Genomic DNA, 15,827 nt, shown 5'->3' on the forward strand with positions numbered 1-15,827 from the left:
CCGGGGGCCTGAGGTAGGCCGAGGGCGCCTGTCAACTCGCTGGATCTCAGGAGGTGTTGGTGCTTCTACGAGGCCGTCGGTCCGGAGCTCTCAGGAGGTCGGCCGCTGCTTCTTCAGGAGGTCCCTCGGGGAGGCCAGCCGTCGGTCCAGCTTCCGTACCGCCTCCCGGAACGCCCACCCCAGCACCGGCCCCGCCCCCTTCAGCGCGAGCCGCACCGGCAGTACCCCGTCCGCCGTGAACGTCCAGCGCACCCGCGTCCCGCCGCCCGCCGGGATCAGCCGCCACTCCTCGACCAGGGCCGACAGGCCGGGCGCGTTGACGGTGTCGACACGGTAGGCGTACAGCTCGGGCGCCTTCGCCGCGAGGATCGTCTCCTGGAAGCGGGCGCCGCCCTGGAGCGCGATCGACCGCCGGGCGCCGCCGTCGAGGGGCTGGGCCAGCGTCACCTGGCGGAACCACTCGGCCCAGCCGGGTACGTCGTCGGCGAGGGCGGGGAACACCGTCTCGGGGGGCGCGGAGATCTCCTGGGCGAACACCATCCGGAGAGGGGCGCGGTCGATGAAGTCGAGCCCTTCCGGGCGCAGCTGACGCTCCATCAATAGTCTCCCCGTGCTGGGATTCCGCTGAACGGTCAAGGGGTTCAGGGTAGTTGAGGGGGTTCGGGAAGTCGCCCCTTCTGTAAGGGGATTGACGCACCGTCAGAAGAGCGCCGCAGGCTCGGAGTTCGCCGTGCACCCGGAGTCTCAGAGATCCACAGCCTGCTCCGGCTCCCCCGCCACGACCAGCCGCAGATGCTCGGCGATCTCCGCCCGCGCCGCCGCCGACAGCCCCGCGTCGGTGACCAGCGAGTCGATCTGGTCCAGCGACGCGAACGAACTCAGGCCCACGACACCCCACTTGGTGTGGTCGGCGACGACCACGACCCGCCGCGCGGACTGCACGAGCCGCCGGTTGGTCTCCGCCTCCGCGAGGTTCGGCGTCGACAGCCCGGCCTCCGCCGATATGCCGTGCACGCCGAGGAAGAGCACGTCGAAGTGGAGGGCGGCGATGGCCTGGTCGGCGACCGGGCCGACGAGGGAGTCGGAGGGGGTGCGCACCCCGCCGGTCAGGACGACGGTCGCGGCGCCCTGCCGGGGCCCGGAGACCCGCTGCGCGGAATGGAAGACGTCCGCGACGCGCACGGAGTTGGTGACGACGGTCAGATCGGGGACGTCCACGAGCTGCTGGGCGAGCGCGTAGGTCGTCGTACCGCCGGAGAGGGCGATCGCGCTGCCGGGCGGGACCAGGCGGGCGGCGGCGCGCGCGATGTCCTCCTTGGCGGTCAGCTCCAGACCGGACTTGGCCTCGAACCCCGGCTCGTGCGTGCTCGCCTCGACGACCGGTACGGCGCCGCCGTGCACCTTCTCGACGGCGCCCTGGCGGGCCAGCGCGTCGAGGTCGCGGCGGACCGTCATGTCGGACACCCCGAGCCTGCGCGTCAGTTCGTTGACCCGCACGCCGCCCCGGCGTCTGACTTCGTCCAGGATCAGGGCGCGGCGCTGCTCGGCGAGGAGGTTCTGATTCTCGCTCACGTCCGCTTCCGGTCCTTCCGCCGCCTGCCCGCCCGGGACCGGGTCGGGCGTCCCATCCTCGCACGTCGGAGGGGGCGGCGCGGGCGGCTTCGGGGGCGTGCGCATGCCACAAGCGCTTGCTGCCGGGCCCGGTTCGGTCACGTTTGCCGCACGTGCGGGGGAGATTCCGTGACAACAGGTGTACGTGGGCCGGACGGGGGCCATCCTGTTCACCGCGTCAAGGATGCCGACGGCGCCGTAACAGGGGGACACAGAAGCCGTGGAAGGCCGTACCAACGGGACACCGGGGCCTGCCGGGCACCCGCTCGCCCTGGAGCTTCTCGTCCACGGGGTGGGCGGGGCGACACCCGAGAAAATGTTGAACGATCCTCGCACGGTACGGATCACCGGTGACGACACGGCCGCCGTCTACCGGCGTGTGGACGACGTCGACGCGGAGACCCGCGCGGGCGCGCGCCTGGACCGGCCCATCCCTGAGGCGTACGTCTGGTCCAACCTGACGTCCGGCAACGGCACGCGCGCGTTGTGGCTGTTGCTGCTGCCGTTCATGGTCGTCAACCTCGCGCACTGGATGCGCCCCGCCGCCCGGTCGGGCACCCGCGCGGTACGCGGCTACGGGCTGCTGGTGCGGCTGACCGCGCTGTCACTGACCGTCCTGCTGACCGCCGCCGCCTGCGAGGTCGCGCTCGACCTGACGGCCTGGCAGTGCGCGGGCACCCGCGCGTGCGCGCAGCGGCACAGCTGGCTGGCGTTCCTCTCCGAGGGCTGGTGGAGCCTGCCCGGCCGCCGCCTCGCCCTCGCGGCGCTCGTCCCGACGGCCCTGGTCGCCCTGCTGTGGTACCTGTCGCACCGGACCTGGCGCGCGTACGAGTCGCGGGAGCCGGTCGAGCGCGAGGGGGCCGTTGCGCAGGGCGCTGCTGCGGAGGGTGCTGTTGCGGAGGGGTCCGCCGTCGAGGGGACCACCCTCAGCCGCCCCGGGTTCTGGTACGGCCGCCGCCTGGTCGCCCGTCTGCGCGCCGCCCACACCGCCGCGGGCCTCCTGACGGTCGCCACGAGCGTCGCGACGGCCGCCGCCCGCCACGACCACCGCACGGGCGGCCCGGCCCTCCTGGGCGCCCTGGGAAGCCTCCTGGAGGCCGCCCTGGCCGTCGGCGCCGGCTGCGTGATCTGGGTCGTCTGCCGGCGGGGCCGCACCGAGAACGTCCTCGACCACGCCGTCGACCGCCACCTCGTACGCCGCCTCCCGCTCGCCTCGCTCACCCTGCTCGGCCTGAGCCTGCTCTACGCGGGCTGGGGGCGCCCCGGCTGGTACGCGGAGGGCCGGCTGCCGGGCGACCTCACCTTCGGGGTGATCGCGGTCGCCCAGGGAGCGCTGGTGATCGTCCTGGGGGCGGTCGCGTGGCGGCTGTACCGGGGGCAGCGCGTGGACGGCGGTCACGACCGGCGGGCCGTCCTGAAGGGGCTCGGCGGGCCCGTCGTCGCGACGCTCGCCTGCGCGCTGGGCGGGGTCATGTCCGGCGGGGTCGCGCAACGGGTCGCCGACTGGCTGGACGGCACCCAGGGCGCCCTTCCCGGCCCGCCCGTCCTGCTGACCTGGCAGGCCTCCGTCATCCCGGCCGTCCTCCTCGTCGTCCTCGCCCACGGCGCCCTCCTCGCCCGGCGCGCCCTGGCGGTGGCCAAGGCGGGGGAGCGCGAGGTCGAGAAGGAGTACGGCGTCGAGCACGGGGACCCGGCCCGTACCCGCACCATCGCGCGCGCCCGCGCGCTGGCCGCCCTCACCGACAAGGCGCCCCCCTTGGTCGCGGTCGCCTCCGGTACGACGCTGCTGCTGGGCGCCGGGGCCGTCGTCGCCGCGCTCACCACGGGGGAAGCGCCCGTAGGGGCGTGCGCCGGGCTGTCCCCGTTCGTCGAGGGCACCGCGCGGGTCGCGCAGGCGCTCGGGTCCTGGCTGATCGGCCTGGTCTTCCTGACGTTCGTCACCTGGGGCAGACGCGCCTACAAGGACGCGGGCGCGCGCCGCACGATCGGCATCCTCTGGGACGTCGGCACCTTCTGGCCGCGCGCGGCCCACCCCTTCGCGCCCCCCTGCTACGCCGAGCGCGCCGTCCCCGACCTGACCTGGCGCATGACCACCTGGACCGGCGCCACCGGCGGCCGGCTCGTCGTCTCCGGCCACTCCCAGGGCAGCGTCCTCGCGGCAGCCGCCGCCTGGCAGCTGGAACCGGCGGCCCGCGGACGCGTGGCCCTGCTGACCTACGGCTCCCCGGTGGAACGCCTCTACGGCCGCTGGTTCCCGGCCCACTTCGGCCCCGCCGCCGTCCGCGCGCTGCACGACGACATCGACTGTTGGCGCAACCTCTACCGCCGCACCGACCCCATAGGCGGTCCGGTCCGCATCCCGGACGTCGACGGCGCCCCCTTGAAGGACCCCCTGGAATACGGCCGTACGACCCTCCACCCGCTCCCTGCGCCCCTCCTGGGCCACTCCGACTACCAGGCCGACCCGGAGTTCGACGAGGAGCGCACACGGCTGCTGGCGCGGTTGGGGCTGGGCGGGAGCGCGGTGGTGCCCCGGCCGACGGTGGGGGCGTGAGCGGACCGGAATCTGTAAGGGAGTTACGGAAGATCCGGCAGATCCTCCTGGTACAGCAGCGTCAGCTCGTCCTTGTTCGGGTTCGGGATCTGGGCGACGCGGCTGGCGTGGCGTTCGACCATGGCCTCGAACGTCTGCCGCGCGGTACGGCCGTTGCCGAAGGCGGGCCCCTTGGGGATGGCGGCGAAGTACTTCAGCAGGGCCTCAGGGGCGCCGTCCGTCAGGTTGTACTCGTGCTCCTCCGCCTGCTGCTCGACGATCCTGAGGAGCTCTTCGGGGCCGTAGTCACCGAAGGTGATGGTGCGTGAGAAACGGGACGCCACACCGGGGTTGACGGCGAGGAAGCGCTCCATCTCGGCGGTGTAGCCGGCGACGATGACGACGACCGCGTCACGGTGGTCCTCCATCAGCTTCACCAGGGTGTCGATGGCCTCCTTGCCGAAGTCGCGGCCCGCGTCCTCCGGCGACAGCGCGTACGCCTCGTCGATGAACAGGACGCCGCCACGGGCCCGTTCGAAGGCCTCCTGGGTGCGGATCGCGGTGGAGCCGATGTGCTCGCCGACGAGGTCGACCCGGGACACCTCGACCAAGTGGCCCTTCTCCAGGACGTCCAGGGAGGCGAGGATCTCGCCGTACAGGCGCGCGACGGTCGTCTTGCCGGTGCCGGGGGAGCCGGTGAAGACCAAGTGCCGTTTGACGGAAGCCGCCTTGAGCCCCGCCCGCCGGCGGCGCCGGCCGACCTCGATCATGTCGATCAGCGCGCGCACCTCACGCTTGACGCTGTCGAGCCCGACCAGCGCGTCGAGCTCGGCGAGGACGTCCTTGGGCGCCTTCATCTCCATCGTCCGCTCGGAGACGGACAGTTCGGGTACGACGGGACGCTGCTCCGGGACCGCGCCGAGCAGCCCGGGGGTGTGGGTGACCGTCTGGAGGGACGTCTCGCGCGCGGGCACGGCCGGCGCCGCCGGGGTGCGCAGACCCGCGCTCTCGTCGCTGGTGCAGTCCTCGACGAGCGGCCCCGAACCGGGCGCGGAGTCCGGTGCCTCGGCGAACTCGTACCCCCCGCGCGCGCAGCGCTCGGTGCGGCACTTCTTGAGGGTCGTACGGCTGCCGTCTATCACGTGGAAGCCGTAGCCGCCGCTGCCGGTGACCTTGCAGTCGACGAAGGTGCCCCGGCCGCCCGCGGAGACGTAGAAGCCGGCCTCGGCGGCGGAGTCGACCGTGCAGCGCTCCACGGTCGGGTCGGCGCCCTTGGTGACGATGACGCCGGTCTGGGTGCCGTCCACGGCACAGTTGTTGAGGGTGCCGCCGCTGCCGTGGTCGCGGAACCAGGCGCCCGTCGCCGCGTCGCGGATACGGCAGTCGTCGAGCTGCGCGGTCGCGCCGTCGCTCACCGACACGGCGGTGTTGCGGACCTGGAAGAGGTCGCTGTCGACGACGTCCGCGCGGGAGCCGCGGTCCAGGACGAACAAGGCGTCCGGCACGTCATGGACCCGACAGGAGTCGAGCACGGCGGTCGCGCCGTCGCTGACCCACACGGCCGGGTAGTCGCCGGTGCTGTCGAAGATCTCGCACTGGTTGGCGTCCACGCGGGTGCCCGGGTCCCACACGGACAGCCCGTTGCGCCCGAACTGCCGCACCGACGTGCGCGTCAGCGTCAGGACGCTGCGCGAGCGCAGGTCCACGGCGTTCTCCGGGATGTCGTGGATGCGGCAGTCCGCGAGGGTGAGGACCGCGTCGGTGTCCAGGGTGACGCCGTCGGCGGTGGTGCGGTGGACGTCGCAGTCCGTGAGGTGGGCCGTGGCCCGCGCGGTGACCTGGACGCCGCTGCCGCGCACCTCGTAGACCTCGCAGCCCACGGCCTCCAGCGCGGAGCCCTCGCCGGTCGCGCTCAGCCCCGCCCCGGACGTGTGGTGCACCCGGCACCGCTCCAGCCGCGGATGCCCGCCCCCGCGTACGGCGATCCCGGCCTGCCCGGCGGCCATGACCTCGCACTCCTCGAAGACACCGCCCCCGCCGTCGACGACGGCGATCCCGATGCCGGCCGGGTTGTCGACCGTGCATCTGCGCACCGTCGGCCGGGCGCCGGAGCGCACCTCGATGCCGGCCGCGGAGCGCGTGACGATCCGCACGTCCAGCAGCTCCGGAGTGCCCTCCTCGACGAGCAGCGCGGGCGAGGTGGCGTCCTGGCCCTCCACATGGAGGTCCTGGACGACGGCGGCGGCACGCACGGTCAGCGGCACGCCGTCGGCGGGCGCGATGCGCACCGAGCCGGGGGCGCCCTCGGGGCCGCGCAGGGTGACGGCCCGGTCGAGGACCAGGTTCTCCCGGTAGGTGCCCGGGGCGACGGTGAGCACGTCCCCGTCGGCCGCGGCCTCCAGGGCGGCGGCGAGCGAAGCGTACTCACCCGTGCGGCGCCGCCACCTCGATGTGCCGGTGTGCGTCACCTGGACCGTGCCCTGTGCCATGGCGTTGCCTTGCCCCCACCTCGTGTTACGCGGGTCGATGCCGGAAGTCGGCTGGTCCACCGTAGCGTGCGCGCGGGTGGTGGGTTGACCAGTGCGAGAGGCCGTCAACTGCCCGCGCCGGTACGGCCCCAGTCCGGACCCGCGCGGTCCCATGCCTGGTCCCAGCGGGCGTAACGGCGGCGGTTCTGACGCCAGACGACCAGCCGCCGGGCCGCCTCGACCAGCCCTCCCGCGGCCAGTGCGGCGCCGAATCCGGCCAGCACCGCGTGGGTCGTCGCCGTCGCCGCGTCCAGCGGACGGGTCGTCACCCGGCCCTCCGGGTCGGTCCATATCCGGAAGTGGTCGCCCGGATGCGGGGTGTCCACCGACGCCGTCACCGTGCCGTGCCGCGAACCGCCGTCAGGGGCCGTCCAGTCGGCCTCCACGCGGGACTGCGCGGCGCGGCCCGTCGCCGTGTCCGGGTCGGCGGCGAACAAGGAGCCCTTGAGCGCCCGCACCACCGTCGCCGTCGTCTCGAATCTGCTGGACTGCTGGTCGCGCGCCGCCCGTTGCAGGGCGCCGTCGACCAAGGAGCCGGTGAGGACGCCCGCCACGGGCGCGGCGGACAGGATCAGCAGCAGGGCGGCGACCGCCACCCACGCCTCGACCAGGTCCGTCGTACGGCGCAGCGGGTTGTGCCGCCAGCGCCAGATTCCGCCGATCGCTCGCACTGTGTCGCAACCCCCTTCCCGCTCCGTGATAACCCCGCCCGCCGCCTTCCAGCCGCCGATGCGGCCGAAGAGAGAGCGAAATCACCCGCCGTCACAACCTCTCACGCACTTCTCATACGGCGTCAACGCCCGAGGTCAGGCGGGAAGTTCCCGGCCCGGGGAAGGAGATCCGCGGCGGGTTCAGGCCAGGACGCGGACCGGGTCGCCCACCCTGATCAGGGCGGGTGCGAGCGGGACCAGGTTCTGGCCGAAGACGAGCTTGCCGTCCCTGCGGCGGTAGCGGCCGAGGGTGTGCAAGGGCTCCTTGCCGCGCCCGGCGGTGGCCTGGTCGGTGGTCGTCACCACGCACCGGCCGCAGGGCTTGGCGACCCGGAAGACGGCCTCGCCGATCGCGAGCCGCGACCAGCCGTCCTCCGCCCACGGCTCGGTGCCCCCGATGACGGCGTTCGCCCGGAACCGGTTCATCGGCAACGGCCCCTCGGCCGCGTACGGGCCCTGCGCGATCAGGGAGTTGAGGGCGTCCAGGGACACCGTCTCGCCGGGCAGCGCGTACGCGGGATCGACCGGGCGGCGCACCGCCGGGTCGTCGAGATGCGCGAGCCGCACCGGCATGTCCAGGAAGGCGCTGCACCACGCGTGCGCGCGGGGCGCGGCCAAGGTGACCTCCACCTTGTCCCGGAAGATCTCCATGGAGACCGTCTCCCCGCCCTCGGGCACGGCCACCTCCAGTGGCGCGCGCCCCGGCGCGGACAGCAGCACACCGCCGCCGGGCAGCGGCTCGGCGGTGCCCAGCGCGAGCCGCGGCACCTGACGCTGGGTGACGACCTTTCCCCCGTCGTCGAGCAGGGCCCACCGCCGGTCCCCGGCCGGCCCCCAGGGCTCCACGACGGCCTCCTGGGGACTCACCCCCTGGAACGCCTTGACCGGACGGACATGGACCGACAGCAGGCGCGCGTTCACCATGGGGTCATCCTGCCAGGCGGCGGCGGTGACCCCGGGAGACCTCAGTAACCGCGGTACTGCTGGTTGTTGTACGGGTCCTGGTAGGGCGCCGGGGCCGGGCGCGGGGCCGCCGGACGCATCGCCTCGTACCCCATGCCCCCCGGCATGCCGCCGCCCATCGTGCCCGCCCCGGGGTTCATCCCGCCGGCCATAGGGGCACCGCCCATGGGACCGCCACCCATAGGACCGCTTCCCATCGGGCCGCCTCCCATGGGGCCCATGCCGCCGGGCGCGGCCTGCATCGGTGCCTGCGGCATCGGCGCCGGGTAGGCCGCGCGCTGCATCCCGCCCTGCGGCGGCACGTACGCGGCGGGGGCCTGCTGGAGCGGCGCGTGCTGCTGCGCCTGCTGGTAGCCGTACATCGGCTGCGAGGGGCCCGCAGGGAGGGCGGGCAGCGCCGACGGCAGCGCGGGCAGGTTGCTGCTCGGCATGTCGTAGGCGGCGGGGACCCGGATCGGGGCGATCTGCGGGGTGCCCCGTTCGGCCACGAGGGAGTCGTAGATCGGAGTGTCCGGGAAGGAGGCGGAGTAGTAGCCGCCGCCATAGGTGGAGCGGGGGGAGGTCATGACCCTAAGTTAAGCCCACCATGTGGCGGTTGGGGAGACGGATTGGCGGGTTGTTTTCCGTGTATTGAGAGGCCTGGGATCCCCAATGCGAGCGAACATGTGAAAAAGGGGCAGCGCCACGCGTTGACATCGTGTAAAGGGTCGGTTTCCAGTTGCCGAACGCGCTGTTTTCCGTGCCCCTCATAGGCGTTGAACAGGTGTGCCCATAGGTTGGCCTTGTACACCGGAAAGGGGCCGCCGGGTGAGCTGACCTGGTGCGCCGCACAGTGAGGGGGCTGCCATGCCGATGCCCAAGGGCGCCAACGTGCCGGTGCCGACCACCGCACTGCGGATCGAGTGCGGCTGGCGTTCGGGCCCCGGGGTGCCCGACGCCGACGCCTCCGCCCTGCTGCTGGCGGGCGGAAAGGTGCGCTCCGACGCCGACTTCGTCTTCTACAACCAGCCACATCACCCCTCCAGTGCGGTCCGCCACGAGGGCAAGAGGAGCGACGGGGACCGGGTCACCGACACCCTTGTCGTCGACCTCGCGCGCGTGGAGCCCGGTATCGAGACGGTCGTCCTCGCCGCCTCCGCCGACGGCGGCCCCTTCGGCCGTGTCCCCGGCCTGTACATCGAGGTCCGCGACGCCGACCGGGGCACCCTGGTCGCCCGCTTCGACAGCACCGGCGCCACCGTGGAGACCGCCTTCGTCCTGGGCGAGCTCTACCGCAGACAGGGCGCCTGGAAGTTCCGCGCGATCGGCCAGGGCTACGACACCGGGCTCGCCGGCCTCGCCACCGACTACGGCATCACCGTGGACGAACCCCAGCGCCCGCAGCCGGCGCCGACCCCGGCGCCCGCCCCGGCACCCGTACGGCTGGCGAAAGTCACCCTCACGAAGACGGCCCCCTCCGTCTCATTGACGAAACAGGGCGGCACGTCCGGAGCCCTGCGCGTCAACCTCAACTGGGCGGTGCGGCAGCAGGCGTCGCGCTGGGGCGGCACCCTCCCCGGCGGCCTCGACCTCGACCTGTGCGCCCTGTACGAGCTCGCCGACGGCCGCAAAGGCGTCGTCCAGGCCCTCGGCGGCGCCTTCGGGGCCCTGCACCGGCCGCCGTACATCCACCTCGACGGCGACGACCGCACGGGCGACGTCAGCGCGGGCGAGAACCTCACCGTCAACCTCGACCACATCCGCGACTTCCGCCGCATCCTGGTCTTCGTGACCATCTACGAGGGCGCCCGCTCTTTCGCCGACCTGCACGCCACGGTCACCCTCCAGCCCCAGTACGGCGCCCCCGTCGAGTTCTCCCTGGACGAGTGCACGGTCCCCTCGACGGTGTGCGCCCTCGCGCTGATCACCAACACCGGGGGCGATCTCGTCGTCCAGCGCGAGGCGCGCTATCTCGTGCCCGAACGAGGGGTGAGTCCGCAGCGCACCGTCGACCGCGCGTACGGGTGGGGCATGAACTGGACGCCGGGCCGTAAATAAGAAACGTTCTTTACTTATTCGACATTAAGCAGAGGTCTTGCTTGATGAATAAAGTATTTCCGGGAGTGAAGCATGAGGGCGGGGTGAACACCAAGGGCCGTCACCCTTCTTCGGGAACAGCCTCCGGGCGCGCGTATGTCCGCCCTTTCCACGCCGCCCCGCGCCCCCGGTAGTGCCGCACCGCCGAGTCGACCGTCATCAGTACATACAGCGCCGCCGTGAACGGCAACAGCGGTGCCAGCCAAAGGGGTTGACCGTAGTAGCGCAGCATCGGCACGTACGTCCCCGTCATCACCGCCCACGCGAGAGCGCCGCACACCGCCGCCGCCGTACCGCCCAGCGCGAGCCCCAGCAGCAGGGCCAACGGCGGCACCAGGTACACCAGAACGAGCCCCAGGACCGTCCCGGCGAGCAGCAGAGGGCTGTGCCGCAACTGTGCGTAGGCACTGCGGGAGACCATGCGCCACAGGTCGTGCAGCCGCGGATACGGCCGCACGCTGTCCACCCGGTCCGCGAGCCCCAGCCAGATGTGCCCGCCGCCCCTCTTCACGGCCCGCGCGAGCGCCACGTCGTCGATCACCGCCTGCCGGATCACGTCCGGCACCCGCGCGCGGACGGCCGTCTCCATGCGCAGCAGCACACACCCGCCCGCCGCGGCCGCCGTACGGCCGCCTTGGCGGCGGATCCGGCGGAACGGGTAGAGCTGGGCGAAGAAGTACACGAAAGCGGGGACCACCAGCCGCTCCCACAGGCTCGCCACCCGCAGCCGCGCCATCAGGGACACCAGGTCGTAGCCGCCGGTGAGAGCCGCCGCGACCAACTGCCGCAGGCTGTCCGGGGCGTGGGCGATGTCGGCGTCCGTGAGGAGGAGGAAGTCGGGCTCCCGCGCGGGGGGTCGGCCGGTGACCTCGGGCTCCCGCGCGCGGGAGGGTCCTTGCGCCGGTTCGGAATCGTCCCGCGCGCGGGAGTGGCTCTCCGCCGGCTCCGGCTCCTCCCACGCGCGCGCCCGCGCGATGCCGTGCCGTACCGCCCACAGCTTGCCCGTCCAGCCGGAGGGCGGCTCGCCAGGGGAGGACACCGTCAAGGGGAGGCCGCCCTGGCGTTCGGCCAGGGTGCGGGCCAGGGTGGCGGTGCCGTCGGTGCTGCCGTCGTCGACCAGGAAGACCTCCGCGCGGCCGGGGTAGTCCTGGGCCAGCAGCGAGGGCAGGCTCGCGGGGAGCACGGCGGCCTCGTCGCGCGCGGGGACGACGATCGCGACGGACGGCCAGGAGGCGGGCTCCTGCGCGCGCGGGAGGCGGACGTCCGTGCGCCAGAAGAAGCCTTGGCCGAGCAGCAGCCACAACCAGGCGGCGAGAGACAGGGCGGCGATCCACACGATGGCGCTCACCAGCGCAGTGTGCCCCACCCCGGCGGCCCGGACCCGCCCATCGTCTATCGTGACCGGGTGAAGATCGCGCTCATGGACTCCGGAATCGGACTGCTGGCGGCCACCGCCGCCGTACGGCGCCTGCGCCCCGACGCCGATCTCGTGCTCTCCCTCGACCCCGACGGCATGCCCTGGGGTCCGCGCACCCCCGAGGACCTCACCTCGCGCGCCCTGGCCGTCGCCGAGGCCGCCGCCGCGCACCGCCCCGAGGCGCTGATCGTCGGCTGCAACACCGCCTCCGTGCACGCGCTGCCAGCCCTGCGCGCCCTCCTCGAACCGGACGTCCCCGTCGTCGGCACCGTCCCCGCGATCAAACCGGCCGCGTCCGGCGGCGGCCACGTCGCGATCTGGGCCACCCCCGCCACCACCGGCAGCCCCTACCAGCGCGGCCTCATCAAGGAGTTCGCGGACGGCGTCGCCGTCACCGAGGTGCCCTGCTGGGGTCTCGCCGAGGCCGTCGAGCACGCCGACGCCGCCGCGATCGACGCCGCCGTCACGGCCGCCGCGACCCTCACCCCGGATGACGTGACGACCGTCGTCCTGGGCTGCACCCATTACGAACTCCTCGCCGACCGCATCCGCGCGGCCCTCCAGCGCCCCGGCCGCCCCCCGCTCGCCCTCTACGGCTCGGCCGACGCCGTCGCCGCCCAGGCGCTGCGCCGCATCGGCGCCGAGCCCGCGCCTGGCGCCCCGGCGACCGGATCACTGACCGTGATCCTCAGTGGCCGCGAAGGCGCCCTGCCGGCCGCCGCCCTGGCGTACGCCGAGGGGCGGCTGCTCCAGGAGGCGACGGCGCCGGCGTCCTGAACGGGCCGCCATCTTGTGGACCGTCGTCTTGTGACCGGGCCGCCACCTTGTGGACCGCCACCTTGCGACCGGGCCGCCGCCCCCGCGCGGAACCAGTCACCCTCCGCGACGCACTCCCCGCGCGGCGAAACCTGAGTAACCTCATAACCATGAGGGACCCCTTCCGCGACAAGACGGCCCCGCACCCCGACGTGTGGACGGGCCGCGCCACCAACCGCTTCCAGTGGCTGCCCGCGCTCGCGGGCGCCGCCTGCCTGGCGCTCGGCATCGAGCTGGCCGTGGACTCCGCGTGGACGTCCGGAGTCGCCCCCCTCGTGATGTCCGTGGTGGGCTGCATCGCCGCCGGCCTCCTCATCCTCTTCGGCACCCTGGCCTTCCTGCACGTGGCCCTCAAGGTCGACCTGGAGACCCTCGAAGTGCGCTGCGGCCACATGGGCCTGCCGCGCCGCCGCATCCCCCTCGCCCAGGTCGCCGACGCCGTCGTCGACCCCCACGTCACCCCCCGCCACTGGGGCGGCTTCGGCTACCGCTGGCGGCCCGAGATGGGCACCGCCGTCGTCGTACGCCGCGGCGAGGGGGTCGTGCTGCGGCTGTGGGACGGGCACACCTTCACCATCACCGTGGACGACGCCGAGGCGGCCGTACGCGTCATTCGGGACCGGCTGCGGCCCGGAACGCCGGGAACGCCCGGAACGGTCCACTGAGGGGCGTACAGGCACCTTTACGGGGCTTTCCTGCCGAGACCTCCGGTCATGACCGGCTCTCGCTGTCGGCCAAAAGGTCACCCGCCGTACACTCCCCGAGTGACCGTCACCGCACCCCCCGTGGGCCCCTCCGACCAGCTGGGACCCGAGACCGCGCCCGCGTCACGCGGCCGACGTCTCCTGCTGCGGCTCCTCCCCGCCGCCGTCGCCGCGCTCGCCGGAGTGCTGCTCTACGTCAGCTTCCCGCCCCGCCCCCTGTGGTGGCTGTCCCTCCCCGCGTTCGCCCTCTTCGGGTGGGTGCTGCGCGGCCGGAGCTGGAAGGCGGGCCTCGGGCTCGGCTACCTCTTCGGGCTCGGGTTCCTGCTGCCGCTGCTGGTGTGGACCGGCGTCGAGGTCGGCCCGCTGCCGTGGATCGCGCTCGTCGCCGTCGAGGCGGTCTTCGTCGCCCTGGTCGGCGCCGGCGTGACCGCCGTCTCCAAGCTGCCGGCCTGGCCCGTCTGGGCGGCGGCCCTGTGGATCGCCGGCGAGGCCGTCCGCGCCCGGGCGCCGTTCAGCGGCTTCCCCTGGGGCAAGGTCGCCTTCGGCCAGGCCGACGGGGTCTTCCTCCCGCTCGCCGCGGTCGGCGGCACCCCCGTCCTCGGCTTCGCCGTCGTCCTGTGCGGCTTCGGCCTCTACGAGGCCGTCCGCCTCGGCCTCGACCGCCGGCGCGCGCGCGAGGTGCGCCGCTCCGCCGCCGCTGTCGCGCTGCTGAGCGTCGCCGTGCCCGTCGTGGGGGCGCTCGCCGCGCGTCCGCTCGTCAGCGACAAGGCCGAGGACGGGAGCGTCACCGTCGCCGCGATCCAGGGCAACGTGCCCCGGCTCGGGCTCGACTTCAACGCCCAGCGCCGGGCCGTGCTGGACTACCACGCGCGCGAGACGGAGCGGCTGGCCGCCGAGGTCAAGGCGGGTAAGACGGCCCGGCCGGACTTCGTGCTGTGGCCGGAGAACTCCTCCGACGTCGACCCCTTCACCAACCCCGACGCCGCCCTGGTCATCGACGAGGCGGTGCGCGCCATCGGCGTGCCCATCTCCGTCGGCGGCGTCGTCGAACGCGACGGCAAGTTCTACAACGAGCAGATCCTCTGGGACCCCGCCAAGGGACCCACCCAGACCTACGACAAACGGCAGATCCAGCCCTTCGGCGAGTACCTCCCGCTGCGCTCCCTGGTCGGGGCGATCAACAAGAACTGGACCGAACTCGCCCACCAGGACTTCACCCGGGGCACCAAGCCGGGCGTGTTCACCATCGACGGCACCAAGGTCGGCCTCGCCACCTGCTACGAGGCCGCCTTCGACTGGGCCGTGCGCGACACCGTCACCCATGGCGCCCAGCTGATCTCCGTGCCCAGCAACAACGCCACCTTCGACCGCAGCGAGATGACCTACCAGCAGCTCGCGATGTCCCGCGTGCGCGCGGTGGAGCACAGCCGCACGGTCGTCGTCCCCGTCACCAGCGGCGTCAGCGCGATCATCATGCCGGACGGGCGGATCACCCAGAAGACCGGCATGTTCGTCGCCGGACACCTCGTCCAGAAGATCCCGCTGCGCTCCTCCGAGACGCCCGCGACGAAGATGGGCATCCTCCCGGAGATGCTCCTGTGCCTCGTCGCGGCCGGCGGCCTCGGCTGGGCGGTCGGATCGGGCATCCGCGCGCGGAAGACGGCCCGCGGCGACGCCTAGGGAGGTCACCTCGTGGCACGCAGCACCAGGCACACGAACCCGAAACAGTCCCTATAGGTGCGCAGCCACCCCGCGCGGTGCACGGCCGCCGCCTCCAGCGCGGCGGCGCTGCCCGGGTCGTCCAGGTGGTCCAGCGCCCAGGACGACAAGGAGCCCGTCCAGGCCCACTCGTAGGCGTCCAGCTCACGGCGGCTGCTGACATGGGCCTGCACGGGCGTCCAGCCGTCCGCCACGACCCGCTCGACGGTCGTCGCGAGGTCCGCGAAGTCGCCCAGCATCTCCACCGCCTCAGGAGGCGCAGGACGCTCCCAGAAGCCGTCGCCGACCAGGACGCGCCCGCCCGGCGCCAGCTGCTCCCGCGCGGCGGCCAGCGCCGGCAGCAGCCCGCCGAACGCGTGCGCCGCCCCGACACTGAGCACCAGGTCGAACCGGTGCGGCGAGGTGAAAGCGGCGGCGTCCGCGCGGTGCAGCGTCAGCCGCTCGTCGACACCCCGCGCGCGGGCCGTCGTCCGCGCATGCTCCAGCGCCCGCGCGGAGAGATCGACACCCTCCGCGCGCGCGTGCGGGAACGCCTCCAGCGCGCGCACGAGCCACTCCCCGCCGCCGCAGCCGAGGTCCAGCACGCGCGCGTGGTCGTGCGCGACACCCTGGGCGAGCAACCGGCCCACCTCCTCGTCATGGAGGGGCGCCGCGATGGGGTGATCGGCGTGGGCGAGGCGGGAGATCAGGTCACGGTCCATCGCGGGAGCGTGGCACGGGGGCCGAGGGGCGCGCACGTGCTTTTCGCGC

13 protein-coding genes are annotated in these 15,827 nt (G+C 73.5%); 5 read left to right on the plus strand and 8 right to left on the minus strand.

Annotated features, from left to right (window positions below; translation table 11 throughout):
* Nucleotides 1–90 precede the first annotated feature (90 nt).
* Nucleotides 91–597, minus strand: coding sequence for an SRPBCC family protein (locus ACYUD3_RS23735; RefSeq protein WP_470973061.1), 507 nt, complete (start codon nucleotides 595–597; stop codon nucleotides 91–93).
* A 147-nt stretch (nucleotides 598–744) separates the two neighbouring features.
* Complete coding sequence (locus ACYUD3_RS23740; RefSeq protein ID WP_470973062.1) at nucleotides 745–1,572, minus strand: DeoR/GlpR family DNA-binding transcription regulator; 828 nt, start codon at nucleotides 1,570–1,572, stop codon at nucleotides 745–747.
* Nucleotides 1,573–1,927: 355 nt separating this feature from the next.
* On the opposite strand from ACYUD3_RS23740, the gene ACYUD3_RS23745 reads away from it, so the two are divergent.
* The gene (locus ACYUD3_RS23745; protein ID WP_470973064.1) at nucleotides 1,928–4,165 is read left to right on the plus strand and encodes a hypothetical protein; all 2,238 of its coding nucleotides are present in this window, start codon (nucleotides 1,928–1,930) and stop codon (nucleotides 4,163–4,165) included.
* A 23-nt stretch (nucleotides 4,166–4,188) separates the two neighbouring features.
* On the opposite strand, the gene ACYUD3_RS23750 is transcribed toward ACYUD3_RS23745, so the two are convergent.
* From ACYUD3_RS23750 to ACYUD3_RS23765, 4 genes are all read right to left on the minus strand, one after another.
* Nucleotides 4,189–6,633: a right-handed parallel beta-helix repeat-containing protein gene (locus tag ACYUD3_RS23750; protein WP_470973066.1), complete on the minus strand. Its 2,445-nt coding sequence runs from the start codon at nucleotides 6,631–6,633 to the stop codon at nucleotides 4,189–4,191.
* 104 nt (nucleotides 6,634–6,737) lie between these two features.
* Nucleotides 6,738–7,343, minus strand: coding sequence for an Rv1733c family protein (locus tag ACYUD3_RS23755; protein WP_470973067.1), 606 nt, complete (start codon nucleotides 7,341–7,343; stop codon nucleotides 6,738–6,740).
* Between the two features lie 180 nt (nucleotides 7,344–7,523).
* Nucleotides 7,524–8,306, minus strand: coding sequence for an MOSC domain-containing protein (locus ACYUD3_RS23760; RefSeq protein ID WP_470973069.1), 783 nt, complete (start codon nucleotides 8,304–8,306; stop codon nucleotides 7,524–7,526).
* A 41-nt stretch (nucleotides 8,307–8,347) separates the two neighbouring features.
* Nucleotides 8,348–8,911, minus strand: a complete 564-nt coding sequence (locus ACYUD3_RS23765; protein WP_470973071.1) for a DUF6643 family protein — start codon at nucleotides 8,909–8,911, stop codon at nucleotides 8,348–8,350.
* Between the two features lie 286 nt (nucleotides 8,912–9,197).
* On the opposite strand from ACYUD3_RS23765, the gene ACYUD3_RS23770 reads away from it, so the two are divergent.
* On the plus strand, nucleotides 9,198–10,382 hold the full coding sequence (locus ACYUD3_RS23770) for a TerD family protein (protein WP_470973269.1): 1,185 nt from the start codon (nucleotides 9,198–9,200) through the stop codon (nucleotides 10,380–10,382).
* 100 nt (nucleotides 10,383–10,482) lie between these two features.
* On the opposite strand, the gene ACYUD3_RS23775 is transcribed toward ACYUD3_RS23770, so the two are convergent.
* Nucleotides 10,483–11,769 carry a glycosyltransferase gene (locus ACYUD3_RS23775; protein WP_470973073.1) on the minus strand — a complete coding sequence of 429 codons (1,287 nt, stop codon included), beginning with the start codon at nucleotides 11,767–11,769 and terminating at the stop codon, nucleotides 10,483–10,485.
* 57 nt (nucleotides 11,770–11,826) lie between these two features.
* Between ACYUD3_RS23775 and ACYUD3_RS23780 the strand changes: the two genes are divergently transcribed.
* The 3 genes from ACYUD3_RS23780 to lnt all read left to right on the plus strand — a co-directional run bounded on the left by ACYUD3_RS23780 (nucleotide 11,827) and on the right by lnt (nucleotide 15,038).
* Nucleotides 11,827–12,615: a glutamate racemase gene (locus ACYUD3_RS23780; protein ID WP_470973075.1), complete on the plus strand. Its 789-nt coding sequence runs from the start codon at nucleotides 11,827–11,829 to the stop codon at nucleotides 12,613–12,615.
* A 149-nt stretch (nucleotides 12,616–12,764) separates the two neighbouring features.
* A complete protein-coding gene (locus ACYUD3_RS23785) occupies nucleotides 12,765–13,319 on the plus strand; it encodes a hypothetical protein (RefSeq protein ID WP_470973077.1) in 555 nt (184 codons plus the stop codon).
* 99 nt (nucleotides 13,320–13,418) lie between these two features.
* On the plus strand, nucleotides 13,419–15,038 hold the full coding sequence (gene lnt, locus ACYUD3_RS23790) for an apolipoprotein N-acyltransferase (RefSeq protein WP_470973079.1): 1,620 nt from the start codon (nucleotides 13,419–13,421) through the stop codon (nucleotides 15,036–15,038).
* A 5-nt stretch (nucleotides 15,039–15,043) separates the two neighbouring features.
* Here the strand turns inward: lnt and ACYUD3_RS23795 are convergent, their stop codons facing one another.
* The gene (locus tag ACYUD3_RS23795; protein WP_470973081.1) at nucleotides 15,044–15,778 is read right to left on the minus strand and encodes an SAM-dependent methyltransferase; all 735 of its coding nucleotides are present in this window, start codon (nucleotides 15,776–15,778) and stop codon (nucleotides 15,044–15,046) included.
* Between the last annotated feature and the right edge of the window lie 49 nt (nucleotides 15,779–15,827).

Source organism: Streptomyces sp. AMJ-169, from assembly GCF_055597585.1.

What these genes read in the sequence shown, in the direction of transcription:
- ACYUD3_RS23735 (WP_470973061.1), bottom strand. Translation starts at nt 597, where the DNA reads ATGGAGCGTCAGCTGCGCCCGGAAGGGCTCGACTTCATCGACCGCGCC.
- ACYUD3_RS23745 (WP_470973064.1), top strand. Translation starts at nt 1,928, where the DNA reads ATGTTGAACGATCCTCGCACGGTACGGATCACCGGTGACGACACGGCC.
- ACYUD3_RS23750 (WP_470973066.1), bottom strand. Translation starts at nt 6,633, where the DNA reads ATGGCACAGGGCACGGTCCAGGTGACGCACACCGGCACATCGAGGTGG.
- ACYUD3_RS23760 (WP_470973069.1), bottom strand. Translation starts at nt 8,306, where the DNA reads ATGGTGAACGCGCGCCTGCTGTCGGTCCATGTCCGTCCGGTCAAGGCG.
- ACYUD3_RS23765 (WP_470973071.1), bottom strand. Translation starts at nt 8,911, where the DNA reads ATGACCTCCCCCCGCTCCACCTATGGCGGCGGCTACTACTCCGCCTCC.
- ACYUD3_RS23770 (WP_470973269.1), top strand. Translation starts at nt 9,198, where the DNA reads ATGCCCAAGGGCGCCAACGTGCCGGTGCCGACCACCGCACTGCGGATC.
- ACYUD3_RS23785 (WP_470973077.1), top strand. Translation starts at nt 12,765, where the DNA reads ATGAGGGACCCCTTCCGCGACAAGACGGCCCCGCACCCCGACGTGTGG.
- ACYUD3_RS23795 (WP_470973081.1), bottom strand. Translation starts at nt 15,778, where the DNA reads ATGGACCGTGACCTGATCTCCCGCCTCGCCCACGCCGATCACCCCATC.